21 protein-coding genes and 2 pseudogenes are annotated in these 26,015 nt (G+C 59.4%); 15 read left to right on the forward strand and 8 right to left on the reverse strand.

Features of this window, described 5'->3' with window-relative positions; genetic code table 11:
- Positions 1-127 precede the first annotated feature (127 nt).
- From ACYVHC_RS20875 to ACYVHC_RS20900, 6 genes and pseudogenes are all read left to right on the forward strand, one after another.
- The gene (locus tag ACYVHC_RS20875) at positions 128-319 is read left to right on the forward strand and encodes a hypothetical protein (protein ID WP_460615675.1); all 192 of its coding nucleotides are present in this window, start codon (positions 128-130) and stop codon (positions 317-319) included.
- 311 nt (positions 320-630) lie between these two features.
- Positions 631-1,296 (forward strand): hypothetical protein, encoded by a 666-nt coding sequence (locus ACYVHC_RS20880; protein ID WP_460615676.1) that lies wholly within the window; start codon positions 631-633, stop codon positions 1,294-1,296.
- A gap of 53 nt (positions 1,297-1,349) precedes the next feature.
- On the forward strand, positions 1,350-1,514 hold the full coding sequence (locus tag ACYVHC_RS20885) for a transposase (RefSeq protein WP_460615677.1): 165 nt from the start codon (positions 1,350-1,352) through the stop codon (positions 1,512-1,514).
- Positions 1,515-1,667: 153 nt separating this feature from the next.
- Positions 1,668-1,880 (forward strand): hypothetical protein, encoded by a 213-nt coding sequence (locus ACYVHC_RS20890; protein ID WP_460615678.1) that lies wholly within the window; start codon positions 1,668-1,670, stop codon positions 1,878-1,880.
- Between the two features lie 189 nt (positions 1,881-2,069).
- Positions 2,070-2,294 (forward strand): annotated as a pseudogene (locus ACYVHC_RS20895) (integrase core domain-containing protein); the annotation flags it as partial.
- Between the two features lie 191 nt (positions 2,295-2,485).
- Positions 2,486-2,944 carry a hypothetical protein gene (locus ACYVHC_RS20900; protein WP_460615679.1) on the forward strand — a complete coding sequence of 153 codons (459 nt, stop codon included), beginning with the start codon at positions 2,486-2,488 and terminating at the stop codon, positions 2,942-2,944.
- Positions 2,945-3,223: 279 nt separating this feature from the next.
- Here ACYVHC_RS20900 and ACYVHC_RS20905 read toward each other — a convergent pair whose 3' ends face one another.
- Genes ACYVHC_RS20905 through ACYVHC_RS20915 form a run of 3 tightly spaced genes read right to left on the reverse strand, consistent with a single transcriptional unit; the run spans position 3,224 to position 7,149 of the window.
- A complete protein-coding gene (locus ACYVHC_RS20905) occupies positions 3,224-5,476 on the reverse strand; it encodes a TraM recognition domain-containing protein (protein WP_460615680.1) in 2,253 nt (750 codons plus the stop codon).
- 37 nt (positions 5,477-5,513) lie between these two features.
- Positions 5,514-6,548 carry a DUF5712 family protein gene (locus ACYVHC_RS20910; RefSeq protein WP_460615681.1) on the reverse strand — a complete coding sequence of 345 codons (1,035 nt, stop codon included), beginning with the start codon at positions 6,546-6,548 and terminating at the stop codon, positions 5,514-5,516.
- 49 nt (positions 6,549-6,597) lie between these two features.
- Positions 6,598-7,149, reverse strand: a complete 552-nt coding sequence (locus ACYVHC_RS20915; RefSeq protein WP_460615682.1) for a BfmA/BtgA family mobilization protein — start codon at positions 7,147-7,149, stop codon at positions 6,598-6,600.
- Between the two features lie 881 nt (positions 7,150-8,030).
- Here ACYVHC_RS20915 and ACYVHC_RS20920 point away from each other — a divergent pair.
- Together ACYVHC_RS20920 and ACYVHC_RS20925 are read left to right on the forward strand one after the other, a co-directional pair.
- Positions 8,031-8,798, forward strand: a complete 768-nt coding sequence (locus ACYVHC_RS20920) for a ParA family protein (RefSeq protein WP_460615683.1) — start codon at positions 8,031-8,033, stop codon at positions 8,796-8,798.
- On the forward strand, positions 8,798-9,286 hold the full coding sequence (locus ACYVHC_RS20925) for a hypothetical protein (protein WP_460615684.1): 489 nt from the start codon (positions 8,798-8,800) through the stop codon (positions 9,284-9,286). Before ACYVHC_RS20920 ends, ACYVHC_RS20925 begins: the two co-directional genes overlap by 1 nt.
- 114 nt (positions 9,287-9,400) lie before the next feature.
- Here the strand turns inward: ACYVHC_RS20925 and ACYVHC_RS20930 are convergent, their stop codons facing one another.
- Complete coding sequence (locus tag ACYVHC_RS20930; RefSeq protein WP_460615685.1) at positions 9,401-11,320, reverse strand: ATP-binding protein; 1,920 nt, start codon at positions 11,318-11,320, stop codon at positions 9,401-9,403.
- A gap of 1,056 nt (positions 11,321-12,376) precedes the next feature.
- Positions 12,377-13,137: pseudogene (locus ACYVHC_RS20935) on the reverse strand (IS5 family transposase).
- Between the two features lie 49 nt (positions 13,138-13,186).
- Between ACYVHC_RS20935 and ACYVHC_RS20940 the strand changes: the two are divergent.
- The 5 genes from ACYVHC_RS20940 (at position 13,187) to ACYVHC_RS20960 (ending at position 15,665) form a co-directional block, all read left to right on the forward strand.
- Positions 13,187-13,579, forward strand: coding sequence for a BLUF domain-containing protein (locus ACYVHC_RS20940; RefSeq protein WP_460615686.1), 393 nt, complete (start codon positions 13,187-13,189; stop codon positions 13,577-13,579).
- A gap of 203 nt (positions 13,580-13,782) precedes the next feature.
- Positions 13,783-13,998 (forward strand): hypothetical protein, encoded by a 216-nt coding sequence (locus tag ACYVHC_RS20945; RefSeq protein ID WP_460615687.1) that lies wholly within the window; start codon positions 13,783-13,785, stop codon positions 13,996-13,998.
- Positions 13,999-14,463: 465 nt separating this feature from the next.
- The gene (locus ACYVHC_RS20950; RefSeq protein ID WP_460615688.1) at positions 14,464-14,757 is read left to right on the forward strand and encodes a transposase; all 294 of its coding nucleotides are present in this window, start codon (positions 14,464-14,466) and stop codon (positions 14,755-14,757) included.
- Positions 14,758-14,781: 24 nt separating this feature from the next.
- A complete protein-coding gene (locus tag ACYVHC_RS20955; RefSeq protein ID WP_460615689.1) occupies positions 14,782-15,435 on the forward strand; it encodes an IS3 family transposase in 654 nt (217 codons plus the stop codon).
- Positions 15,327-15,665 carry an integrase core domain-containing protein gene (locus ACYVHC_RS20960; RefSeq protein ID WP_460615707.1) on the forward strand — a complete coding sequence of 113 codons (339 nt, stop codon included), beginning with the start codon at positions 15,327-15,329 and terminating at the stop codon, positions 15,663-15,665. Before ACYVHC_RS20955 ends, ACYVHC_RS20960 begins: the two co-directional genes overlap by 109 nt.
- Before the next feature lie 19 nt (positions 15,666-15,684).
- On the opposite strand, the gene ACYVHC_RS20965 is transcribed toward ACYVHC_RS20960, so the two are convergent.
- A complete protein-coding gene (locus tag ACYVHC_RS20965) occupies positions 15,685-18,261 on the reverse strand; it encodes a hypothetical protein (protein ID WP_460615690.1) in 2,577 nt (858 codons plus the stop codon).
- A 26-nt stretch (positions 18,262-18,287) separates the two neighbouring features.
- Positions 18,288-18,914: a T9SS type A sorting domain-containing protein gene (locus ACYVHC_RS20970; protein WP_460615691.1), complete on the reverse strand. Its 627-nt coding sequence runs from the start codon at positions 18,912-18,914 to the stop codon at positions 18,288-18,290.
- Positions 18,915-19,577: 663 nt separating this feature from the next.
- On the opposite strand from ACYVHC_RS20970, the gene ACYVHC_RS20975 reads away from it, so the two are divergent.
- On the forward strand, positions 19,578-21,500 hold the full coding sequence (locus tag ACYVHC_RS20975) for a hypothetical protein (protein WP_460615692.1): 1,923 nt from the start codon (positions 19,578-19,580) through the stop codon (positions 21,498-21,500).
- 514 nt (positions 21,501-22,014) lie between these two features.
- Complete coding sequence (locus ACYVHC_RS20980) at positions 22,015-23,718, forward strand: T9SS type A sorting domain-containing protein (RefSeq protein ID WP_460615693.1); 1,704 nt, start codon at positions 22,015-22,017, stop codon at positions 23,716-23,718.
- Between the two features lie 160 nt (positions 23,719-23,878).
- On the opposite strand, the gene ACYVHC_RS20985 is transcribed toward ACYVHC_RS20980, so the two are convergent.
- Positions 23,879-25,909 (reverse strand): Ig-like domain-containing protein, encoded by a 2,031-nt coding sequence (locus ACYVHC_RS20985; RefSeq protein WP_460615694.1) that lies wholly within the window; start codon positions 25,907-25,909, stop codon positions 23,879-23,881.
- Positions 25,910-26,015: the final 106 nt, after the last annotated feature.

Consider the following 26,015-nt stretch of genomic DNA (forward strand, 5'->3'; position numbering starts at 1 on the left):
CTATGCTGCAAGCCGTAATTAAGCTACCCAGAACCGAACAAGGTGTTGACGCGAGCCGCCGCATCGGATGGCCTACCTGCGTGGCTAAACGCGTGATCATCCGCTCATAATGGGCTTCGTAACGGGTATGGTACGGCCGCTTTTGCCGTACCATCTTCCCTTTACACTGCGCGGCCAGTGGGCAGCGTTTCCATTCAGCGGCCTTGGCCATGTAGCGTTTCTTGGGATTGTCTTGCGCATCGACGAATACCATGTGGGTAAAACCGACGTGTTCGACTTCATACTGGCCATGGACCGTCGTCTACTGGGGTGCGGATAACAACGAGCAAGCGTTGCTTTACCCTAAGGTTTTACCCACCTATTCCTTCTCAACGGATCCCAATGCCCACTACACACTACATTCTACTACTACCCTTCGGGAAGTAAACTGCCAAGCAAAATGCATACATTAGCTTAAGCATATATAATGCCTCGGGGTACCGGGCAGCCTCTATAGCCTCCCAAATCAGGCGTTAGGTTCCGCTCTGTCCAGAGTGCCGTATGCCTGTCTGCGGATGATAGCTGGGCAAGTGCCCCGTAGCAGCCAGGGCCGCCTCAGTTGCCACACCTCAGCGCTCACTTACTCGATAAATGGAACAGGAAGCGATAAAGCACTTCACGAAGACCTATTCGGTTTTAATCTGTGTGATTATTTCCGTGTTACTGATGGGGATCGCCACCCTGCTTTATCCGGGCGGCTCTCTAGTGGACCACAACTCGGAAGGGTTTGACTGGTCAAGGAATTTTTTTAGCAACTTATTTGCGGCCACTGCCCTAAACGGAGCCAAGAACACGGCCCGACCGTGGGCAATCGGTGGGATGGCCTTCCACTCCTTTAGCTATGGCCTGTTTTTTATGCATATGTCCCAAAAAATACCGGATAGGCACGCGTCTACCCTCTTAAAACTTATCGGGGTTGCCACCATCGCCTTTACCTTCTTAATTGTCACGCCTCTACATGATGTCATGATACTGCTAGCGGGTAGCTTGGCTCAGATTAGCCTGCTCACCATTACCCTCAAGCTCTTTCAGACCAAGCGGCAGGTGCTTAAAATCGCGTCAAGTAGTTGCTTTTTGACCTTTTACTATGTTGCCTATTTATATGGGTCTGGTGATTGGGGCATGTTAGCCATTATGCAGAAGATATGGGTCCTCAGCTCCATCGCCTTAATCGTGGCCTTAGAATATGGTACCCACCTAGAGGACTTTACACTCCGTAAACGGGATGAACAACAACTGCAGGGGACGAACGCCTAAGCTGAGGTGGTCTAGGCAAGGCGGACAGCAGAAGAACGTATATTCCTTCTGGTATGACAACCAAAACCAGCGGGGCGTCGCCCGATCAAGGGTGTACATTCGACGAGGCCTTTAAGGCTGAAGCGTTGCATTTGACCAGCGAGAACCGCAGCACCCAGGCGGCCACCCGGCAGTTGGGTATCAGCCCCCAGCGTCTCTACCGTTGGCAGCAGGCGTAGCTCGTGGTCGAAGTGGGCAGTGAAGAAGTGGCCCGCGACCGGGAGGTACGCGCCCTGCGTGCGGCCAACAAGCGACTGGCGCAGGAGCTGGACATTTTAAAAAAAGCTTTGGTCAGTTGCCTGCTATAAACGTAGGCTCGGCCAACCGACCTGGTGAGTACCTATCAGCATATCGCCCAAGGGGCCGACTGGGTGCCCGTGCGCCAGCTCTGCCAGGTGCTGGGGGTGGCCCCGGCCGCCTACTACGCCTGGCGGCGTCGTCGGCAGGCGCCAGGTGTCGAACCAGCCTGGCAAGTGTCCGTGCGCGAGGCGTTTGCCAACCACAGCCAGCGCTACGGCACCCGCCGGCTGCGGGCCGAGGTGTAGGCTGAAGGCCATGCCCGAAGACTTGGTCAGGGAGCCTTGCGCCGGGCACTCGTAGCGCGACGTCCGCTGGCAGGGCTCATCGTGCACTCCGACCAGGGCACCCAGTACACAGCTACCCGCTTCAAGCACCTACTGGCCCGGCAGAGGGCTCTGTAGAGCAGGAGCCGGCTCAGCTAGGACAACGACCACGCCGAATCATGTGGGAGCCGCTTCAAAGCCCATCTACTCGACGGCGGCAGCTTCCCCGGTCTGGCCGAAGCCAAGCTCGAAATCAATCACCACATCGCCTACTACAACGCCGAGCGGCGGCATTCCGCGCTCGGTTATCTAGCCCAACCACTTCGAAACGCATCTTCAAACAACGTCCCAATTGTGTCCGGCTTCGCTGGACCACCTCAGTGCCACGCGAAGTAGCCTAGCAGCGCCTCCACCAGGTCGGTCAGCAACACAACCGATGAGCAGGAAAAGGTAGGCAAAGGTCATACCTTATGTGAATCATCGTTAACTCTTTGCGGTCTGGCTGACGGGCTGTTCAGTTGCAGGTGGCAGGTTAAACTTTGTGATCCGTTGTATTAACCTTGTCCACCTGCTCGTTTTAACTTGCCATGCTCGCTCCTTCATTTTTTCGCTTGTATTTGTTCGCCCTCGCCCTGGCCGGCTGCGGCGCAAAACAAGTGCCCCTAACGCCCGTCGAAGAAGCGCGATTGCAAGCGCTGGGGGTACAACTGGGCAGTGAGGTATCCTTGCAGTACGACTACGATGCCGTTACCCGACACCAACCAAACGGTACGGTTGTGCTAGTCGTGAGGTGGAATGTGGTAAGCACTCGTGAAGCACCAGTGTGTAGTGCTGATTCACTGGCCTTGCAACAACAGGCGGCGGGCCTGGCCAGGAAGTTAGTGCCGCAGTTGCGCTTTGCCCAACACCATCAACGCATCGCCATCATATTTAATGCCACGGCTCCCTTAGGCGACAATGGCTTCACTCAGTTGTGCCGCCGCGTAGTAGTGGCATCGTTGCGCACTAAACAGGTGGTCTTTCGGAACCAGCAAGGAATTATATAAATACTTCTTCCGGTAATCGCTTGGTGGCTTAGTAGGGTCAGGGGCTACTAAGCCTTCGCAGGGCAGAATGAGTTTCCTAACTATCTATAAATCCTATAAGATTTATAGATAGTTAGGAAACTAAACTAATAGGTTATTATAGAACTCTCGCTTATATAATAAGCCAATCACTTCGAGCAGGGCGGCCAGGAAGCCAGCCAGCGAGCAGCCCCAGGTACCCTGCCTGGCCGGCTCATGATACAGCGCGTACTCAGTCACATTGACTGTATCTCTCTGCGATTACTCTTTCTGGAGCCCAGCGCCCAAGGTATTAGCGTGTAAGGCCAGAGTTTCTTGTACCTGCTGGCGTACCCGGCGGTAGTTTTCCTGCACTACCTCTGCAAGTGCAGCCGTGCAATCCTCTTCGTCGGTGCCAAACGTGGCGACGGGGTGCAGCGGAAAGCGCTCCGGGGTAGCATCAGCCCGGGAAATGACGCCCTGAAAGAAGGTGCGCTCGGTTTCCACGGTCTGCCCGATAAACTCGCCCTGCTGCAGGCCGATGGCGTCCTGTACCCGCACCAGGTTGCGTTCCTGGTAGCTGGTGCTCAGGTTGGAGCTGTGGCTGCCGTGGCCTCCTGCCCCGCCCTGGCTTTTGCCGGTGCTGCTGCTGTGCATCTGCTTGTCCTCGCGGCCCACGAGCTCGGAGATGAACTTGGCCGTGTCAAGCGAATTGACCTTGCCGAAAAACTGGTTGTTGAGATTAGAGACCATAACCTTCATCTTGTCAGGGCCATAGGCATCGGTCATTTGCGCCAGGTCCTGGGTCATGTAGATAGTGGCCACCTTGTTGCTGCGGGCCGTGGCCGGCAGCAACTCCAGCCCCGGCACGTACACTGTGGCGGCCTCGTCGAGGAACACGTAGCTGCGGTGCTTGTGCTGCTGGTTCATGAGCTTGATGGCCACCGTAATGATGCAGCTCACTACCGGCGAGAAGGTTTCCTTCAGCGTCGGGTCGTTGCCGATGCACAGCAAGGCCGGCGCCTTTGGGTCGTTCAGGTTCAGCGAGAACCCCTCCCCTTTCGCCTCATCGGGCGTGAGTACCCACACGATTTCCGGGGAGTTGATGCGGTTCAGGATCACCTGCAGCGTGCCCACCACGGCGGCCACCTGCTTTTCGGCCCGTTGCTCCACGGCCGTCACGATGCTGCGCACCATGCCGGCGCACTCGGGGTCGGTTTCCAGCATGCTCAGCACGTGCTTGAAGTCCTTGTGGATGGCCGTGGCCACCACGTGCGGGATGGTGCAGTAGCGGGGGAAGTGCTTTTTGTAAAACCAGATGATGCCCGTCAGGTAGGCCACGGCGCTGATGTCGAAGAACTCCATCTTGCGGATGCTGGCCGGATTCAGGTTGTTGATGATGGCCCGCGAGTACTCCTCGGCAAAGGCTACCACCGGCATGTCCTCGGCCCGCAGCGGGTTCACCCGCTCGCTCCGGGTCAGGTCGCGGAAGTTGATGACGTGCAGCACCACCGCCAGCTCGGGCTCCCCAGTGGGCAGCAGCCGCGGCGGGTCCTGCCGGCGTCCGGCCAGCTCCAGGGCCTTCTGGGCCACTTCGGCCAGCACCGGAAACTTGAAGTCGTAGATGAGCCCGGCAAAGTTCTTGGCCGCCAGCTGCTCAATCACTGGCTCGCCAATGGAGTAGGTCTTGCCCGCCCCGGCGCCGCCGAGCACCAGCACGCCCCGGTAGGGATTGGGTACGTTTACCCAACCGCCCCCTTCCGTGGGCAGATTGAACCCGTCCGATGTTTCGAGCTTCTTGCGCTCCACGCTCAGCCCAAACGCCGGGCTTTTGGTGGCCGCCCGCAGCAGCCCCACCACCAAGCCGCTGGCCAGCGCTACTGTGATTGCGACGGGGTAGCCCACCCGGATAAAGCCCGGCGAGTAGGAAGATACGGTCAGCAGCACATAGGCGCTCAGCAGAAACAGCCCCGCGCAGCTGGCCATGACAATGCGGCCGGCCTGGGGCCGCAACGGCTTACGCCGGGTCGGGCCGCCGGGCTTGCGCTCGGGCGCCGGCAGCACGAATACCAGCACCCCGGCCGCGAGCAGCACCAGCGCCCGCAAAAAGATGCCGGCCGCGTCGTAGAGCCGGCCCGCCTTGACCAGCAGCTTGCCTTTGAATCCCGGCCCGGCGGTGGCCACGCGCAACGCGGCCGCCCCTCCCCTGCTTACCACCTGGTCGCCGGTCCGGCTCGTGGCCGTGGCCAGCTTGGCGGCCGGCTGACCTACCACCGGCGCCGCTTGCCGCTGCAGCCGCGCCCGGCGGGCTGCGGCTCGCTGCTGGTTGATGACGGCCATCCGGGCCACCAAGCGCTGGGCGGGCATCAGGCGGGGGGCCTGCGCGGCCTGGTGCTGGGCGGCGCGGGCCGCCGCTAGTTCCGCCGGGTGCTGCAGCACGTGCCATTCGCCGGCCAGCAGGGCCAGCAGCAGCACGCCGATGAGCAGGCTGATGGAGTGGAACTGGGCCGCCGGTCGAGGGGGTAAACTGGTCATAGGAAAGTAGAAATAGGGAGGTGATTGCTGGCGGGGCTTACATGTCGATGTCCAGCTCCGCGCCGCGGCGCCCGGGCTTTTCGGCCACGTGCTCGGTGCGCTCGTCCTGGCCGGCCTGGGCGCGGCGTACCAAGTGCTGCACCGCGTGCAGGGCCGTTGCGGCCTGTCGCTGCGGGGCCGCGGCCTGCTCCCGCCCCGTGCGCAGCAGCTGCAGGCCGTTGTCAATGGGCCGGCCGTCGCGGGCCCGTTCCTCGACCCGGGCCAGCATCCGGTAAAAGGTCTTGTCAAATGCCCGGGCCACGGCAATGTTCTGCACTGTGTCCGGCGCCAGGTGCTGCTCGCGGGGCACCAGCAGGTTGATGCGCGCCACCCGCTGGGCAATCTTCTCCAGCCGGCCCGCGTCGTGGGTGGGGTCCCGCTCCCGGTTTCCCTTGGGCCTCAGCTTCTCATGCTCCCGGGCTACGTAGCCAAACTGCTGCTCGAACTGCCGGCCCGCCGCGGCCTGCCAGCGCATCAAGTCAAACCGCTGCCGGCGCCCGCCGGGGTTAAGGGTGAGCTTCTGCTCGGCGTCGCGGGCGCTCACGATGACATGCACGTGGGCCTGCAGGCCCTGCCGCTTCTCCCCTACTTTGGCCGTGCCGGCCAGCACTTCGGGGTCCGTGCCCCGGTGGGTACGGTCCTGGTGGAGCAGGGCGCCCCACACGATGTCCGGGCTGCCCAGCTGCCGGCCGCCGGGCAGGGTAAAGTTCTGCGCGTACTGCTGCATCACGGCCCGCGTGTAGGCCCGGAGCTTGTTGGGGTCGCTGCCAATGTGGGCCAGCTCCTGCTCGCTCGGGCTCAGCACCAGGGAGTAGAATTTGGCCTCGCCGGTCCGCAGGCCTTTGACGTTCGTGTCGATATTTTGCTGCATCTGCGCGGCGCTCAACTGGTCCGCGTCGGCGCTGAAAAACGAGGCTTCTCGCCCCTCCCCTACCGCCTCATGCTGCAGGTACTGGAGCGTCTGCGCGCTGCTGCCGGTGTTGGTATAGGCGGCTTTGCCGTGCGTTTTGGGATTGATCAATTTGACGTACATCCGAGCGTATAGGGTGTTTTACTTGCGTATTGGGAGTGCTTTTTCTTGCCTATTGCCCCTGCCCTGCCGTTGCTTCATCCGGCTTACTGCGCTTACCTAGCCCTGCTTTTTGGGCCGCTTCCACGGCTTCTTTCACCTGCTTTTCCACCGCTTCTTCGTTGCGCTGGCGCAGCAGTTGCAAGGCCTGCTGCTGCCGTTGCAGCTGCGCCTCGCTGAGCGTTTCCAGCTGCGCGTTGAGGTTGCCCACCAGGATTTCATTCAGGCGTAGCACCCGCTCCAGCGTGATGCGGGTGCGCAGCATTTCCTCCAGCATGGCCGTGAGCAGCGTGCGCTCCTGCTCCTGCATAAACCCGAACATCCGGTCCCCGAGCTTCTTTATTTGCTGCATGATGAGCTGCCCCTCGCGGGCCTCCGTCTCCCGCGGGTCCAGCCCCCGGGTGGCAAAGTATTCCACGGCCGCGCTGGCGTACACGCCCAGGCTGGCGCCGACTTCTGCCGCGGCCGCTTCGGCCTTGCGGTGGGCGTTGTTGTCCAGCGTGACCCGCTTGCGTAGCTCCATGTTCATCGTGTTCTTGACTAGTGTAGCAGCCTTGTGGGCCATTTTTATTGCTTTAAATCAGATACTTACCATCCTATGGCCCACAAATCAGCTCTGCTGATTTACAAACCACTCAAGACTAGCGCGTTAGCTCTAGAATTGGGGTGTTCTTCTTGCTGAGACTATTCTATGGTTAGCAAAAAGTTAGTAATAAGCTAGTACGCAGCTTTGCACTTCTGTGTTAGGAACTGGTGCTTTTTTCCCTACTGCCCCCTTCGCGTGTGCTCTGCTGGCTGCCCGAATGGGTGTTAGTCCGTGTTCTGCTGGGCTGCCCAATGGTGCTGATTTGGCACTTGGACAGAGCCTCCTTGCCTTCCTAATAGCCGCTTGGGGCCAATCAGCCGGTCTTTTTAATAGGTGTCCCTCTGCTTGTAGTTCTGTAGTTCTGCATTTGTGTATTTCTGTTGCTACAAGCAAAGTAGTCACGCCTTTGTGGCAGAGTTAGCGTTAATATTTCTGCTTTTCTGTTGTTCTGCTTTTCTGCAGCTATACTAAGACTCCCCTATTCAAATTAGGATTCTCCTTTCTACTTTTCTACAATCCTGCTTTTCTGCATTTCTGTTGCCGACAAGACATAGTACCGTTTGACGCGGTTTGCAGATTGATTATTCTGCAGTCGTACAGTTCTGCAGAACCACCTTTCTATCAATCTGCTTTTATGTTATTATACTTTTCTATTTTTCTGTTGTTTTGTATTTATCCAGGATAACTAATCAACAGAAATGTTATTCTGTTTTATTGCATATCTGTTTTACTGCGTAACAACATTTCTGCTTTTTAGCAAAAGTGTGGTTCTGTGTTTCTGCTTTTCAATTACTTTTAGCTCGTCATCCCGCTGGTCCTCGTGACCGGCCGCTCCTCACGCCCTCAACCCCGCACCAACTATGTCCAAGGTTATCAGCTTTGCCACCCAGAAGGGGGGCTCCGGAAAATCCACCCTGGCCCTCGTGCTGGCCGCCCCGCTGGCCACCGAGTACGGCCTGCGCATCGCCGTCCTGGACTGCGACTACCAGCAGAGCATTGTTAAGACCCGCGAGCAGGTGGACGCGGCCAACTTCGCCAAGCTGCGCGCAGCCAACCCCGACGCCCGGTATCCCTACGACGTGTACCCCTGGCAGCTAAGCCGGATTTTTGACTTCATCGACAACCCTGAGCACACCTACGACCTGATCATCATCGACGTGCCCGGCCGGGCCGACGGCGACGACGTATTCAACGCCCTGACGGCCTGCGACGCGGTGATTGTGCCCCTGGTATCGGATTACCTGGACCGGGCCTCCACGGCCGAGTTCATGACCATCCTGGAGGCTATCAAAAAGGCAGCCGACGACGCCCAGATTGACTTCCAGTACTACGGCCTGCCCACCAAGCGCGTAGCCGGGCAGCGGGAGGAAAAAGAGATGGATGAGTACATCGATGGGCTGGGCCTCTCGCGCTTCAACTCCTACCTGGGCCATCGCAAGGCCTACACCCGGGCCTCCACCCTCTACAGCCTGCTGAACCCGGCCTGGTCCCGCTTTGCCGGCGGCACCAAGGACTCCAGTGACGAAATCCGCCGCGTCTGTGAGGAGCTTATCGAGCGCTTGGGCTTGCCTGACCGCCGCGCCACGGCCGGCGCTTCCGTATCTACCACTTCAACCGCCGCGAACTAATGGGCTTCGAGAAACCACAAATCACCCCGCGCCGCCGCATTGAAGTGCCGGAAGAAGCCCGCCAGCAGGCCCGGGCTGGCATGGGAGGGGAGGCTCTGCTGACGGCTTCCACCCCCCCGGCGCCACTAGAACCCATCGCTTCCCCAGCTCCGGTAGCGGCTGCCCCCACTTTAGCTCCGGAGCCCGCTCCGGTAGCTGTTGCGCCGGCGCCTTCTGTTGCGCCAACAGCTGCCCCCGCTGCAGCCCCGGCCAAGTCCTCTACCCGGGGTCGCAAGCCGGCCGCAGTTGCCGCGCCCGCCCCAGAAACCGACGTGCCTCTGCACACGGTCCAAATCGCTAAATCCGTGGTGCAGGAGATTAAGATGAGTTTGCTGCTGGCCGCGCCGGGCCCGGACACCCCTACCAACATCAAGAATTACCTGGAAGCGGCCCACCGGCACTATGATGCGCACCTGCGCAAAACCGGCAAGCTGCCACCCGCGAAGTAGGGTAGGGGCACCCGGTAACTTAATCAGTAAAGCCAGCTTCCTCGGGAGCTGGCTTTCATTTTGGGCGGTGGGGGAGGGGCCAGCGTTTACGCCGCGGGCGTACCCAACAGAAAATTAGGGGATGGACAGCACCTCCGTCAGGGTGTGGTAGAGGGCGGCTTCGTCAAACGGCTTGGCCACGCAGGCCTGCATGCCGGCGGCCAGGCACTGCTGCCGGTCCGCCTCGAAGGCGTTGGCCGTCAGCGCCACAATGGGGACGCCGGCCCGGGCCGGGTCGGGAAGGGCTCGGATGGCAGCCGTGGCTTCCAGCCCGCTCATGCCGGGCATCTGCACGTCCATGAGCACCACGTCGTAGGCGTGAACCGCGGCCAGGGCCACGCCCGCCGCGCCGTCTTCCGCCTCGTCGTACCCCACGCCCCATTCCGTCAGCAGTAGTACGGCCACTAGGCGGTTGATTTCGTTGTCTTCCACTAGCAGCACGCGGCGGCCGCGCAAGGCCGTGTAGGGGGAAGCGGCGGGGGAGTCGGCTGAAGCAGGGGCCAGGCCCTTGGCCCGGGGCAGGGTAATGGTGAAGGCAAAGGTGCTGCCCTGGCCTAAGGTGCTGGTCACGGTCAGCTCGCCGCCCATTTGTTTCACCAGGGCCCGGCTGATGCTCAGTCCCAGGCCGGTGCCGCCAAACTGCCGGGAGGTATCGGCGTAGGCCTGGGTGAAATCCTCAAAGATGCGCTCCAGCTTGTCCGGGGCGATGCCCACGCCCGTGTCGCGGAAGCTGAACTCGATGGTCAGGGTGTCCTCCGTTTCCCCGACCTGGTAGCCGCTAGCCGTAATTTCTCCGCCCGAGGGAGTAAACTTAATGGCGTTGGAGAGGAGGTTAAGCACTACTTGGCTAAGCCGCTGCAGGTCGCCGACAACTTGCGGGTTAGGGCAGGAGTCCTGCAAGCGGTTGGCCACCACCGTGATGCCCTTCTCCTGGGCCTGCTGTAGCAGCGGGGAGGCGGCCTGGAACAGCATCTCGCACACGTCAAACGCATCCTGGGCCAGCTCCAGCTTGCCGGAGGTGATCTTGGCCATGTCCAGCACGTCGTTGATGATACCCAGCAAGTGCCGGCCCGAAGTCTGGACAATCTGCAGCAGCTCCTGCTGGCGGGCATCGAGCGGGGTTTTAGCCAGCTGCGCCGCAATCCCCAGCACCCCGTTCAGGGGGGTACGGATTTCATGGCTCATGTTGGCTAGAAAATTCGCCCGGGCCGTGGCTGCAGCTTCCGCCGCTTCGCGGGCCTGCTTGAGCTCGGTCACGTCGGTGCTGACCGCCAGCACGTGCCGTGCGCCGCCTTCCCAAACGAGGGGCCGCTTCGCGGTTTGCAGGCAATGGTTCTCCCCGCCGGGCAGGGCAACCTCTTCCTCCACCATGAGCTGCTGCCCCGTGGCCAGCACCTGCGCGTCGGCCGCGGCCGACGCCGCCTGCTGCTCGGCTTGCCGGGCGGCTACCTCCGGGGTGGGGGCAGCCTTCGTCAGCAGCTCGGCCAGCTCCTGCGCGGCCCCGTTGCGGTACACGTAGCGGCCGGCCGCGTCGCGCACGGACACCAGGCAAGGCAGGGCGTTAAGGACCTGCTCGGTGAAGGCCTGCTGGCTGGCACGCTGGCTTTGAGCCTGGACCCGGTCAGTGACCTCGGTCACATACAGCGTCACCTGCTGCACTGTCTCGTCGGGCACTATGCATACGGAAAAGTGGCGGTCGGCCGCGGCCACATCGCGCCGCAGCTCGCGGCCCGTGCGCAGGGACTCTTCCACCCAAGCCTGCACGACCGACAGCAGCTCAGTCCCGGTGGCCAACTCCTGCTGCAAGCGCTCAGCGGCGGGGTTGGCGTACAACAGCCGGGACCCGGCCTGCAGCCGGTAGATGGGGTTGGGGTTCTGCGCCAGGATACGGTGGAGCTGGCGCTGCTCTACTAATTCCTGGGTTAACTCGTCCAGCGCCGCGTGGGCTTCCGGCAAAGTCGCTGGGCGCTGGGCGGCAGTGGATTGCAAATTCATTGTGGTGAGCACTGGCAGCGAGTGTGTCATTTTGCGCGCCGTGCCCGGCAAAGGTCGCCCGGATCACTGTCTTGTGCAACTCCCTATCCCTCAACTCCGGATGCCGTGTGGCAGGGTAGATGCCTGCCTCGTACGTCCGCCGATCATTGCCGGGATGAGCGCCGCGATCAGGTCATTGCGGCGGATTGTATTGAGCCTCTGGTACGGCAGGCGCGCCCGAAGTCCCTGCACTTTTCATTTTGGGCGGTGGGGGAGGGGTTCGCCCTGGCCCCCTGGCGGCTGGGTCAGGCACCACCTCCCCCTTCGAGTAGTGCTATATTTCACGTAGATGCCGTCCATAAGGCATAAACGGAGTTCTGCCAGTACATTCTACTAAAATTGACTTTCTATCCCGAACAAGAACTCCTTGGTCTGTGCTACTGCTGTTTCCTATCGGCCTGACAGGGTGTGCCGTGAATGGGGCCCTTCCGGTGGGGGAGTATACCGAAACCCGTGGTCCGGGGATGTCCCTGTTTTCCGCCCGGCACCTGCATCTCTATCCCAACCGCCAGTTTGAGTATGTCCCGTGGATGGATATGGAAGGAGCCGGTGGGCAAGGAAAGGGTGCGTACTCCCTGCGGGGCCGTCAACTCCAGCTGGTATTCGATGGAGAGACTGGGGCCGTGCAACTCTCCGTCCAGGTCCATCCGTTACCTGGCTCCCCAGCTTCCGATTCGATACTGGTTTGGGTAGACCTGCACGTTGGGCAGCAAGCCGCGGAAGGCCTGACCGGGTCCGCCTATGATGCCGCGGGCCGGATCCTTACCAGCGCCTCCAGCAACTCGGCTGGTCGGGCAGATCTACGCCTGTCCCGAGCGCAGAATCCCAGCCATTTTACAGTTAGTGGCTTGGTTTTCAACAGGTAATCCAGGCGTGGCCGCTTACCTCCACGGCCTACCGGGTACACCTAGCTGGCACACCACAACCGGTTTACCCAGCCGGGACCACGCTTTCCTTTCACGTGCTCGACCAAGAGCCGGCAAATTCAGTAGCTTGCCCTCTAGGTTGTACGGACAATTAACGGAGCCATAATAGGGCTGAGACAAAGTGTATCATACCCAAAAAGCTGCTGGCGGTTTTATCGTAGCGCGTGGCCAGCCGTCGAAACTGCTTGAGGCGACTGAAAAAGCGTTCAATTTTGTTCCGGTCGCGGTACAGGTTGCGGTCAATCACGCGGTGAGCCAGGCGATTCTTTTTGCTGGGAATCACGACGTGGGCCCCGATGGCAGCTACGCTAGCAAGTACCGCGTCCGTGTCATAGCCTTTGTCGGCCAGCACATAACCGGCTCCGTGGGCGGCGAGCAGCAGCTCGGCGGCGCGTCGGCAATCGGCTTGCTGGCCCGGCCCCAGCACGACGCGCAATGGGTTGCCCAACGTGTCGACCAGTACATGCAGTTTGGTGGTCAGCCCGCCGCGACTGCGGCCAAGGGCTTCATCGCCGATTCGGCTTTTTTTCGGCTGCCCGCCGCTTGTGCATGGGCCCGCACCACGGTGGAATCGAGCATCACCCAGTCCAGATCGGGCTCCTGCACGGCCTCGAATAAGCGTTGCCAAATGCCTTTTTGCGCCCAGCGCCGGCTGCGTTTGCGCAACGTATCGTGCTTGCCAAAGCGGGCCGGCAGCGTGCCCCAAGCTCAACCGTGGCGCGCTACCCAGAACACGGCGTTGAGAAAAAGGCGGTTATCGGCACCTGTTCGACCCACATCGCCGGCTTTGCCCGACAAATGGGGAGCCAAGGCCGCCCACGCACGGTCACTAATTTCATCCAGATGGCTCACGAAGGCAAAGATAATTGTCCGTACAGCCTAGGCCCTTGCTGAAACCGAGGTGTACCAGCTGCTCAGCCACGCCCGGCAAGCCAACGGGGTGGCCCACCTCACCGGCCTGCTCGTGTACCGGGACGGCCGGTTCGTGCAAGTCCTGGAGGGGCCCGAAGCCCAGGTGCGGGCCGTGTACGCCCGAATTGAGCGAGACCCCTGCCACACCCAAGTCATGGTCGTAGGGGAGGCCGCCGACCAATCCCGCCACTTTGCCCGGTGGAGCATGGCCTGGGGGCGGGGCAGCGAACCAGCCGTGGCCCGCCTGTTTGAGGCCGCCCTGGCTCCGGCCACGGTGGGCAGCGACCTGCTGCGAGAAGTGCTGCTGCAGGACGTGGAGCTGTCCCTGGAGTCGCTGCAGGCGTCGGTGGCGCAGGTGACCCGCTCGGCGCCACTTCTTTAGCACTGGCCTGGGAGGCTACGGAAGGTCAATCAGGAAGCTGGAGTCCTCGTTCTCGAGGCTTTCAAGTTGCATGTTGTCCTGGGCAACCGCACCAGCTGGTGGGTAATGAACGGGTCCAGCCCCGTGATCTCTTCCCCGGCCCCAGACCATAAAGTGCATTTGTTCAGCTTGTAAGCGGTTTTTTAAAAGCGGAAATTGGCGAAATGAAACCGTCTGTTTCCTCTCACTTGCACCAGCACCGGGACTTGCTCGACACGGAGCACGGCCGGCAACGACTTGTAACGGTGGCCTTGCGCCTGGCGGAAGGCACCCGCTTAATGCCCCAGCCCTACGAACGCATGCTGCTCGACCAGTTTGTGCGGGGAAATTTGACCCTGGACCAAGTAACCGCTTACTTGGAGGCACAGGAGCCCGAGTAGAAGGGGCGAGTATAAAAGCCCCCTCCACCAGAAAAGTACCACGCCGGATGGCGCGACGCGGCTGGCCGAAAACCAGTGCGATTCCGGGAAGTGTCCGAGATCACCGATTATGTCAAGCAGCTGCTACGTAGAACAGGTACTGCTAGACCTTATCCCGTTCGCCGGGGCGGGTGGCGATGGGGTGGCATCAAGTCGCAGTAACCCATGCCGCCTGACCAATTCCGATCGACTTAAAACGAGAGTCTAGTTAAGGTCATGCGAGCGGGAACGGTAAAGCGCGCTTCGGGCAGTACTGTCCCCTGCTCATGCACAATGCCTTCCGTAGGAGTCAATAGGAAAGACAGGTGATCGGTGTCCAGGTCTGAAAGGGACAAGAACACACCCAGCCCCGGCACCGGGTAGTAGGGTCGGTGTTGAGGTGGTCTAGGCAAGGCGGACAGAAGAAGGACGTATATTTCTTCTGTTATGGCAACCAAAACCAGCGGGTCGTCGCCCGACAAACGGCGTAAATACAACGAGGCCTTCAAAGCCGAGGCCCTGCGCTTGGCCGGCGAAAGCCGCAGCACGCAGGCCGCGGCGAGGCAATTAGGCATCAGTCCCAAGCTGCTTTACCGCTGGCAGCAGGCGCAGCTCGTGGCCGAGGTGGGCAGTGAAGAAGTGGCGCGCGACCCGGAGGTGCGCGCCCTGCGGGCCCGTCTGAAACGGGCCGAGCAGGAGCTGGACATTTTAAAAAAAGCTTTGGTCAGTTGCCTGCTATAAACGCAGGCTCGGCCAACCGACCCGGTGAGCACCTACCAGCACATCGCGCAACGCGCTGCCCAGGTGCCCGTGCGCCAGCTCTGCCAGGTGCTGCGCGTGGCCCCAGCTGCGTACTACGCCTGGCAGCGCCTCCAGCAGGTGCGGGCAGTAGAGCCGGCCTGGCAAGTGGCCGTGCGCGAAGCATTTGCCCACCACAGCCAGCGCTACGGCACTCGGCGGCTGCGCGCCGAAGTGCAGGCCCAAGGTCATGCGGTCGGCCGCTGGCGCATCCGCCGCGTGCTCAAAGCGCACGGCCTGCGCGCCCAGCCGCCGCGCTCGTTCGTGCCGCGCACCACCGATTCTAACTTGGCCGTGCGGGCCGCGCCCAACCGCTTGCTCGGCCAGCCGGCCCCCACCGCCCCCAACCGGGTGTGGGTGGGCTCTCGTCACGTACCTGCCCCGCCAGGGCGGGGGCTGGCTCTACCTGGCCGTCTGGCTCGTCCGCTGCTCGCGCAAGGTCGTGGGCTGGGACGTGCGCTCCCGCGATGCCAGAAGACCTGGTCAGCGAGGCCTTGCGCCGCGCCCTCGTGGTGCGCCGGCCCCCGGCCGGACTCATCGTGCACTCCGACCAGGATAGCCAGTACACGGCCACCCGCTTCAAGGCCTTGCTCACGCGCCACGGCGCGCAACAAAGCATGAGTCGACGCGGCAACTGTTATGATAATGCCCACGCCGAGTCCTTTTGGAGCCGCTTCAAAGCCGAACTGCTCGACGGCGGCAGCTTCCCGGGCTTGGCCGAAGCCAAGCTCGAAATCAGCCACCACGTCGCCTACTACAACGCCGAGCGGCGCCACTCCGCCCTGGGCTATCGCGCCCCCAACCACTTCGAAACCCATCTTCAAACAACGTCCCAACTCTGTCCGGTTTAGCTAGACCACCTCAGCCTATTTAAGGCTCGTATATCCCCGTGACCCCTTCGCTGGATTTAAGCACCATTCTGTTTGCCGTTAGCTCTATAATATCCCAAAAAAAGAATGGTAAACCCGAGATGGGAGTCAAGATGCGGGTATTTTGTAAGCAGAAAGGGATATTCTGTTGAGGAGCAGCATTAGGGATCATTATGTATTCACAGTCGCGAATGGCTAGCCCGTTATACACAACTGTCAAATTGCCGTTTGTCTCAAACGTCCAAGTCCAAGTGCGCCCATCTGCATAAGGGCGAATGGTTGTACAACCGACCCCACCAGTCATCCGCCAGACTTTAGTTCCTCCTCCTGTAAGCAACTGCATCTTCGGGTCTGTGGCGGGGAGGCAGGTGGCAGTGGCAGTGGCGGTATAGGTAACACTTTCAATTTGCCACGGGCTACAATCCCGGTTGACGATGGTCGCCTTAACGATTTGCTCCCCCACTTCCGGCCCCAAGGTCCACGTCCAGGCGGATTGAAATGCGTTGGTTTGACTGGTCTCCTTCTGCACCTTGCCCGAACCTTTCACGTATTCCCATCTAATGTCGAAGCGGTGCAGCAGGACGGGTAGGTTGTCGGCTAGATCCAGCAAACTTATAGTTAGGGGCTTGGGGAGATCTTTGCTGGGAGGAGCGGTCTGCCCATTTCCATTATTGTCGGTGATGACCTTCAGCTTGGGAACCACGGCCTTCGTGATAAAATTGACCCGCTTTAGCTGGGTAAAGTCGCTGTTCAGAATTTGCGCGGTGGCCTGCTGGGTGCCGCCCGGTTTGTCGCTTAATTTCCACGTGACTTGCGTATTGCCTTTCGCATCGGTGGTCGTCAGCCGGCCGGTGAAGGCCGGGGTGCCCGTCAGCAGGCTGCCTCCTCCTTCTTTTACATCCCAGAATACATCGACGCCGGCAATGGGCGGGGCAATCAGGTTGTAGGGGTAATACTGCGTGTCCTCGCGCAGCCGCACTTTCGTAGTCAGCGTATCACACACGTAGTTGGTCGCGCGGCTCGCGGCGTCGGTTAGTGCGTTGTTCTTTTCGATGGTAAAGCAGTTCACCATCCTGGTTTGCGTTTCTTTTACGAAAACAAACTTGCACCCGTCCACCGTATGGGCCCGTGCTGGCCACTCCACAAAAAAGCGGGCCGTGGGGGCCGCATCGATCACATTCTTCAGTAGGGTAACCTGTTTAAACGCCAGGCCCAGAAAGTCTTTGGCATCGGGAGCAATGTTGCAATTGCCAAACATGCCGGAAGCTTCACTAAACACCGGCAGCAAGACGTCCAGGAGCTGGTTGGTGGGCGCACCCGCATCCGTACGAATCTTCTGCTTAATGGCTATTTTAGCTATCCCCACTTGCGCTTGGATCATGCCATCTACGCATTCTTTCAGGTCCTTGGAAATCCCGCGTAGGCCCAATAGATTGGTGACTACATTGTCAAAAAAGGAAATGACCAGGTCCCGGTTGTTCACGTCAATCGCAGCCTCATCCTCCGGGGTATCATCCTTGGCCAGGCCGCTCCGCAGCTTGATGAGATACTCTCCCTGCTCCGCCTTGGCGAAATCATAGGATACCTGCGTCGCGGCATCGCTCTCGCCAATGAGGTCTTTCCAGGGTGATTCGGCTAACGAGGAGCCCGCTACCATCAGCTTCTTGACCAGCGTCTCTGCGTTGCCTTTTTTGCGGTAGATGCCCACGGCATAACTATAGGAGGTGGTGTTACGCAGCAGGAGGGTGGAGCTACCTTGGGCTATCATATCCACTGGATCCAGAACGGTGGGCCTAGCCGCCCGCTGGCGAACATTGTTAAAGCTTTTCTTGGCCAGCGCCACCACGGTCGTGGCAATGTCCCGGTTGGCGGGGTCGTAGAGGTCGCCCCCTCGCTTAACGAGGGTACTAATGTGGGCGGTGAGCGTGGCGAATTCCGGTTCTTTTCGGTAGGCTTGCACAAACGCGCCCTTCTCACGGGTAGGTACGGGCCGCAGCCAGGGGTACATCATGACCAGGGCCAGCGCGGTCGATTCACTGTTTAGTTGGTAGGTGGGGTTCTTCCCGTAGAAAGTGCCCAGCAGCAGCACGCGCTGGGCGGCGGTGGTCAAAATGAGCAGGTCCTCGGCCGTGGAGTCCATTACCAGCAACTCAAAGCTGCCGGCAGCGTTTGGCGTGGCTTTATCCAGCAACGAGCGCACGGTGAAGTCCGTTAGTTTGACAGCGCTTCCCGCGGGCAGACTCACCTGGCCCTGGATGAGCTTGGCGGATAGCCGGACGTTGCCAAAGATATACGCCGCCTTCACCCCGGAAAACACGGGGGAGCAGCCTTCTTCCGTAATCTTGGCGCGGTAATAGGTCGTCTGCTGCGGCTGCAGGGCCACCTCCTGGGTGGTTCCATTGGGGATAGCCGACCAGTTCCGGCGGTCCAAGGATTGCTCCCACTGGATGCTGCCCCGGTACTGCTCCAGGTGTAATTTGAACGGCTTGTTGGTTTGCCCGGAAGCGAGCTGGGAACCGAGTAACAGGAGCGCGGCACAAAGCCACCGCAGGGGCGGAAAAGGGTAGAGAGCGAGCATAGTCAGGGGGGAGGATAGCGTGGGGCTCAGTGCACCTGCAACTGGAAGACGCGGTTCACGTCACGGCCCGTGAGCCGCACAAAGTAGAGGCCCGCTGCGGTTGGGGGCATGGCAATCAGGCGCACCAGTTTCTGGTTGCTGGCGGATACCACCTCAGAGTATACCTCCTGGCCCAGGGCCGAATACACGACTAGTTGCAGGGGCCCAGTTCCCACAGGCTCGTCGGAGGCGACCGTGAATGCCCCCCCGGTGGGGTTCGGGTAGAGCCGTAGGCCGAAGCGGTCCTGCGTGGGAAGGGTGGCCGTTATGGCGGCTACCGTAACGGTCACGTGGTCCACTTTTTGGCAGCCGCCTTCTTGACTCACCGTTAAGGTATACACGGTAGTCTGGGTCGGTGAGGCCGTCGGGCGAGCCACGTCCGCCCGGCTGAGGCCCGTTACAGGCGTCCAGGCGTACCGGAAGGGGCCCATGCCTCCGGTGGCCGGGGTGGTTCCTCCCAGCACCACTTGCTCTGCGGGCCGAATGGTTTTGTCGGGCCCCGCATCAACGAGAAGTGGAGGGGCTTGACTTACGGTGAAAAGCAGGGTCGACTGAGCGGCGCTGCGCGATGCTCCCGCCAGCAGCAGGAACAGCAGACAGTAGCAGTGTCTCATGAAGCAAGGAAAAGACGGGGTAGGTAGCGACGTAGTGCACCTCTAGAGTGGGGGAGGGAATGCCCTCGGAAAACCTCCCGATTAAGGAGGCGCTCAGTTGACGGGGCGTCAACCTGCGGCCGGGCTGTTGCAATGCACAGGGCGGCGGAAGGCCAAGCAGATCAGGTGCTTGGGGTACGGGAGCAAGCAGTGCGCTCTAGAAAGCGAGCCGATGGTTACTATAGTAGAAGGTAAGAAACATATTAAATATTACCAATATAAATTAACATTATTATCATATACCAGCTTGAACTACTGGAGGTTGCGTGGTATGTTATTCCTCTGGATGTGGTGGTTCTGCACACCGGAGAAAGGCAATGTGCGACGAAAGAAGCCGAGCAAATCAGCTGCTCCCATTATCCATCAAACGGTAGCTCGCGGCTAGGTATAGAGAGGCTTTAGCGAGGTAACCCAAGTGAGGCTATTGCTCAATCAACATCATACAGGCTAGTTGTTACCCGACGAAGTAGGCCGTTGCTCAGTGCGATCCTCTCAGCCTTGCTAGAATATCATAAGTAATTAATATTAACTAAAATAATATTTTATATAAATTTAATTATAAATACATGGGTATATTGGGTCAATCCTGCTTAGGGAAGCATATACCTTCTGACCACCTTACCCATGCTGCTACTCCGACGCCTGTTGCTTCTGCTGCCCGTTCTCGCTATTCTGAGTTGTGAGAAATCGCCGACTGATCCCGTAGCCCCGACGCCGGCCCCTCCGCCTCCGGTAGCTCCTGTTCCCCAAACCAGCCGCCCGATCACCGTTGTGGTGGGGGCCGGGTATGATCTAAGCAACACGCAGGCCTACGGCTTTGGGGATTCACTGGCTATGGACCAGGCGGAGAAGAAACTCACCGTTCCCCGGGGGCAGGAGTCCGTCCTCTATTTTCTGGATAAGACGACCCAAGACATTATGGCCGTGACCCGGGTGGACACCACCCAGCCGCAGGTCCTGGTGAATGCCGCTACCGTTACCCACGGCTTGCTGGACCTGTTGCCGGCGTATTCCCTGCTGTCGGAGCCGCAGCGCCTGCAGTTTGAACGGGAAGGCGTGACGGCCCAGCCCTATAAAGAGCTGGTAGCCGCAGTCGATCATTTACTCAAGCAAAAGCAATCCGTTTACTCCCTGGACCCCACCTACCGAAGCCACTTCCTGGCCCTGAACAAGCACCTGCTCAAGACCTACCTGGGACTCGACCCGCCTGCCCCCGGTACGGGCGGTAAGCCCTCAGGGGATAAGGACATGACCGAGTGGATTACCTCGGACAACAAGGCGACTCTAATCAACCAGGTTCACAGCTACACGAAAGCCACCTTTGTGCCCATCAAAGGCGGGGCCAGTACATCCTTTATCTTAAGCCCGGACCCTGTACGCCCCTTGGCCTATTCCAAGCAAGTCATCACGACGCTGAAGGATGACTGTTACACGCTGTATCTGAATCAAACGGATGAAGACGTAAAGAACAAAAACCTTCTGGCTTTAACGACCAAGCTGACCAGTGTGATTCTGGGGCATCTGCTTTCCTACAGCAAAGGAGGCGGCACGGACCGGAACGAGTGCATTGGATCGCTCACCCGCTCGCTAAACAATACAGTCGGGGCAACTGTGGCCAATGCCGCCAACAAGGATGCCGCGGGCATACTCAAAGACGCTATCAAATTCGGCTTTAAAAACGCCAATAGCTTCCTGCTCAACTCGTCCTGCCAAAAGGCTTTTCTGAGCCCCAAAGCGTTGGCCCTGGTGCTGGTGAAACGTAACAATATGATTCTGAACTTTATCGATGGGGCATTTCTAGCCTACGATATGGCCGAAACCCTGCCGCTGGCCCTGTCCTTTACCTCGATTAAAGTAAACCTCTCCGAAACGATGCAGTTTTACCAAGGCCAGCATATGCCGGCCTGCGTGAAAGTGGAAAAGGAAGGCACCCTGAAAGCAAGCTATCTGCCGGAGGAAGTAGTCGAGCCCAGTGTGAAGATGCTGCCGCAGTCGTTTTACTCCACCTGGACCAAGTCCGGCTTTACGATCAAGTGGACTCTGGATCCGGGTCATGGCAAAACCAGCCAGTATGAAACGGATACAGATAAAAATGGGCTGGGCACGGTAAAATGGACGTTACCCAAAGAAAAGGGCAACTATGCGCTCACGGCGGAGCTAAAAGATAAGGAGGGGGACCATCTGGCAGGCAGCCCCCTGCGCTATGAAGTCACGGTGGGAGTTGGCATTAAAGAAAAGTGGCGGATGACGAAAGAATGCAATGAGTTGACGGGTGACTGCCAATCAGAGGATGAGCTTGGATTGATATTCTACACCAATGATAAATGCGAGTTAATTGATTACGACGGAAACGGAGGCAATTCAGCCCCTATTACGTATCCGGGCACCTATACCATGACCGATAAGCTGATTACGATCAACGCGGTAACCAATAATGGCCCCCAAACGGTTGCCTGGCCTATCATTTCCAAAACAGCCCAGGAGTTAGTGATCCTGAATAGGCGCACATCCGAGGGTAACTTGATCTTTTATTTTAAAAGAGAATAACTTAAAAATCTACCAAGGACCCGTGCCCCCCTCCCAATAGACACTGTCTAGGGTTAAGCAACAGGAAGAGTAGGTTCAGGATCGAGCCGCTCGAAATCGGCGCTAAACCTGGATCCAGGCTTTAGGCCCAAAGGTCGTAGTTCCCGGTGCATGAGTAAGCGTAATATGTTTAATGCGAATAACGCAACCTTCAGCTCAGCAGTGGGGTGGGGGTTGCCAATGAGAAAATTAAACAGGCACAGGGGCAGTTCCTTTTTCAGTTATCACTCCGGGCCGGGGGCCCAGTTAATGGCGACGCTTTGCATCCAAATGGATCTCAGCAAAAGACTGGCAGCCTAAACTTCCGCTTGAGGGGTAGCGTGACAATCGCTAGAAGCGGTGGCTGTTCCATGTGCAGCAAGGAAATGCGAGGGACAGCTGCGGTTGCTTCCATTTTCCGGTTTGAACCCGCACCCCATACCTTTGCACATGGGCTCTGGCAGGGGGAATAAACCGGCCGGCGCCAGCTCCCACCATGATGCATCCTCACGCAAGCCCGCCCTTCGCAGGCGACCCTCGCCCACTTTCCGCGCGTTGCAGCGCGTTTCTGCTGCTGCTGGTCCTTACCGCGTTTAGTCTTCCCTCCCGGGCGCAAACCTCCGCGTGGGCCTGGGCCGTGACACCGGATGCGTCGGCCCCTTCTTCATCGGTTCAGGTCCGCAGCGTGGCCACCGACGCCAGCCGAAATGTGTACCTGACCGGTGACTTTTACGGCACCGTTCGCTTTGGCACTACCACCCTCACGGCCCCCAATAATTATTACCGTGCCTTCGTAGCGAAAATCTCACCCACGGGCACCTGGCTCTGGGCCGTGGCAGCGTACAGCCTGACCGGGTCGGTCACCAGCGCTACGGTTGCGGTCGCCCCCAGCGGCACGGTGTATGTGGGCGGGGACTTGCAAGGCGCCGCAGTCTTTGGCACCCTTCCCCCCCTGGCTTACAGCGCCGGGGTAGATCCCTACGTGGCCCAGCTCGATCCCGGGACGGGCGCCTGGCGCTCGGCGGTGCGGGCAGGGGGAAGCGGGTCGGTCTATACCACTGCCCTGACGCTCGATGCGCAGGGTAGCGCCTACCTCACCGGTTACTTTTCCCGCCGCGCCACCTTTGGCGCCACCACGTTTGTGAGCCCCAACTTTTTCGAAAATACGTTTGTAGCTAAACTCAGCGCCGAGGGCGTCTGGGAATGGGCTGCCCACGGCTTGGAGACCGGCCACGGCCGGGGCTACGCCCTGGCGACGGACCCCGCTGGCAACGTGTACTTAGGGGGAATGTTTGCCGGCACCGCCCGCTTCGGCAGCACTCAGCTGGGCAGCGTCGGGGGCGACGACAACTTTGTTGCCAAGCTGGATGCCCAGGGCCATTGGCAGTGGGCCGCTACCGGGGGCGGCAACAGCAATGACTTTGTTGCGGCGCTCGTAGCCGACGGGGCCGGCCATGTGACGTTGAGTGCAACATCGATTTCGCGCACGGCAGCCTTTGGCGCTACAGTACTGACCAACCCCAGCACCGAGTCTTTCGCCTACTTAGCCCAGGTAAATGCCAACACCGGGGCCTGGAACTGGGCCCTGCTGGCCCCGCGCCAGCTGGCTCAAAGCCTGCACCTAGATACCCGAGGCAACGTATTGACGGCCGGTTCCGTGGTCGGCCCCTACACGTTTACGGGCACTACGGGCCAGCTGCCCATGACTGCCGCCGGGGGACGCGCTTTTGTGGGTCAGCTCAGCCCAGCTGGGGTGTGGCTTGCCCTAAACGATCTGCGAAGTGACGAAGCGGTGCGCCGCTTCGCCCTGGACAACGCTGGCACGGCCTCTTTGATGGGTAGCTTTACCGGGCCCACCGCCGTGTTCGGCCCCAGCACGTTGCCCAGCAGCGGCTATTATTCCAGCTTTTATCTGGCGAAAGTACACCACCTGGTGCTGGGCGCCCGCTCACCCACGTCGTTGCCCACCCTGGAGCTGTTTCCGAACCCGGCCGCCAGCGAAACAATAGTAAAAACTGACGGGCAACGGCCGGCCACCCTCACCGTGACAAATGCACTGGGTCAGGTTGTGCTCACGAAGGAAGTGCCAAAGGCGGAACTGCAGACCAGCCTCCAGACTCAGGGGTTTGCCCGGGGTCTTTACCTGGTGCAGGTAACTTCCACCGCGGGCACCACTACGCGCAGGTTGGTGCTTGACTAATGATCGCGTGAACCCTCCTGGAGGTGATGCCAGACTAAACTTCGTTACCTGCTACCTATGCTAGCCGTAACGCATTCCGACGGCACCAGACGCAACACGTAGCAAAGTTGCGCCTGACCGTTAATCTGCTATTGAGTGGCTGTATAAGTCCCTTGCCACCTTATTGCTTTTGGTAGTGGAAATACGTATCCCCATCCTCCCGCCAGATAAACACGAGCTGCTGATCGGTTTTGGAGTCAATATCATAGTGCCAGGTATGTGCTCCATCTTCATCCACGAATGAGATCGTGATTAGCTTATCGGTCATGGTGTACGTGCCTTTTCTTCTAATAGGAGGGGTTCTTTCTGCATATGATTCCTCAAATTTCCCGTTTTCATACAACGTTAGCACTTTACTTTCCTCTGCTGCATAGCAATTATCCGTGCCAACGGTACACATCTTAACATACTTCCATCTTTCCTTAATTGCTGCTCCTGATTGGGCGCTAAACGTGGCCGTGGCCCCACTGACCACCGAACCATCCGCATTCTTGACGGTTGCTTCCACGAGCTGACTGCCCGTGGCATCCGCCTTTAGGGTCCAGGCCACCTGCGCGTTGCCCAAGGCATCCGTCTTCGTTTGCGGGGCACTCAGCGAGCCGCCTCCCGCTTTTACGTTCCAGGTCACTTCCACGCACGCCAAGGGCTTGCCGGCGGCATCAAGTGCCCGTACTTGCAATGGCGTAGGAAGCACTTGACCGGGCTCCCCCGACTGGTTATTGCCGGCCACTATAGCAAGGGCTTTGGGCGGGGGTACCAGCAGCGTGGCTTTCACCTCTTTCTCGGCACTTCCATACCGGCTGGCCACCTTCAGGCGAAAGGTAAAGGCCAAGGGACCAGGGGCCACACACGGGGCCGTGAAGGTGACCAGCTGCCCTTTGGGGCCCTTGGTAAGCAGCATCTTCACGCGCGGATCACTTAGATTATCCACCGTAAAGCCAGAAACCGCCAGTGTTTTCTGCTGGGTTGCCGGCAGGGGAAGCAGGGGCAAGTCGGGCAGGACCTTTTCCATGGCGTGCAGCGCACGATTGTAGGCGTTGATGTTATCTAACAGGGGTTTAAAACTTGGCACCAGCTGGTCGGCGTCTTTGCCTGGATTGACCAGAATCACCAGGGCACTCAGATTATACTGTTGGCCGGGTACCAGAGCACCCTCTCCCCGTTTCTCCGCATTGATGTCTTCAATTCCTTTCAGTCCGAACTGCAGATCGGACAGGTTATTGCGGCGTTTAAATTCTTCGGTTAGCCCGGTTTGGGCCTCGGAGTTAAAGGTTTTCACAAAGGCGGTTGCTTTGTCCAGATACCCGGGCCTACTGGCCGCGGCGGCTTGGGCCGCCGCCCAGGCCGCCTCCAGCTTCCCCACGTAGGTGGTGGCCTTCGCCAGACTTTTATCCGCTACTTCTCCCTCACAGGTCCGAAGCTGCCAATCCAACTGGCGGGTGTAGTCCGATTCCTGCGGGCCATAGGAAGCTTTCTCTTTTCTAAGCTGGGCACAGGGATCGTCCGTAGCTCCCTTGCCCGCGTTAATGTAAGGCGACTGTTCAACGGCCGTCAGGTATTCCTGCAGCCAGGAACGATTAGCGGCCAGCAGCTGCAGGTAGAGCACCTTGTCGTCAGCTGAAAACCCGGCCCAATAGGCGGGAATGCCTGATAAGGATTCTTTAGCGACTGCTTTCAGGCTGGCCGCTTCGGCCGCCGTCAGCAGCTTTTCGGCTACGCGCTGGTCGTAGCTCGCCGTTAGGCGCTTTAGGCGCTGCGCAAGTTCTTCCTCATAGGCGCGCAGGGCGGCGTCGGGGTTGGGCACGGGGGCAGGAGCCGTGAGGGTCAGCGCCACGGTATTCTGGGCAAAGGCCGCCTTCAGGGGGTACGTGCCCGAGGGCAGGGTGCCCGGCACCAGGAACGAGAGGGTGTTGGTTGGCGCGTGCACGGCCGCCAAGAGCTTGGTAGTGCCCAGCTCCACCTCATAGGTAGCCGCGATCAACGAAAAGTTGCTGACCGTGACTTGGACCAGCTCATAGCCCGTGACCTGGGTTCTAGACACCACGAGCTGACCCGTAGCGGTTGATTGAGGCGTAACCGCTGCCTCCTCCTTGGAAGAACTACAGGCAGAAACCAGAAACAACAGGAGGCAGAGGAGGAATAGATTTCTCATAAAGACTGAGTAGGAGGGTGCGCTAGAGAAGGCGCATAGACTTTTTAAATGTCAATTATTTATTTGAATAATTATTATTTATTTTTACTAATATTAATCCTGTCTA

The organism is Hymenobacter seoulensis (assembly GCF_054780535.1).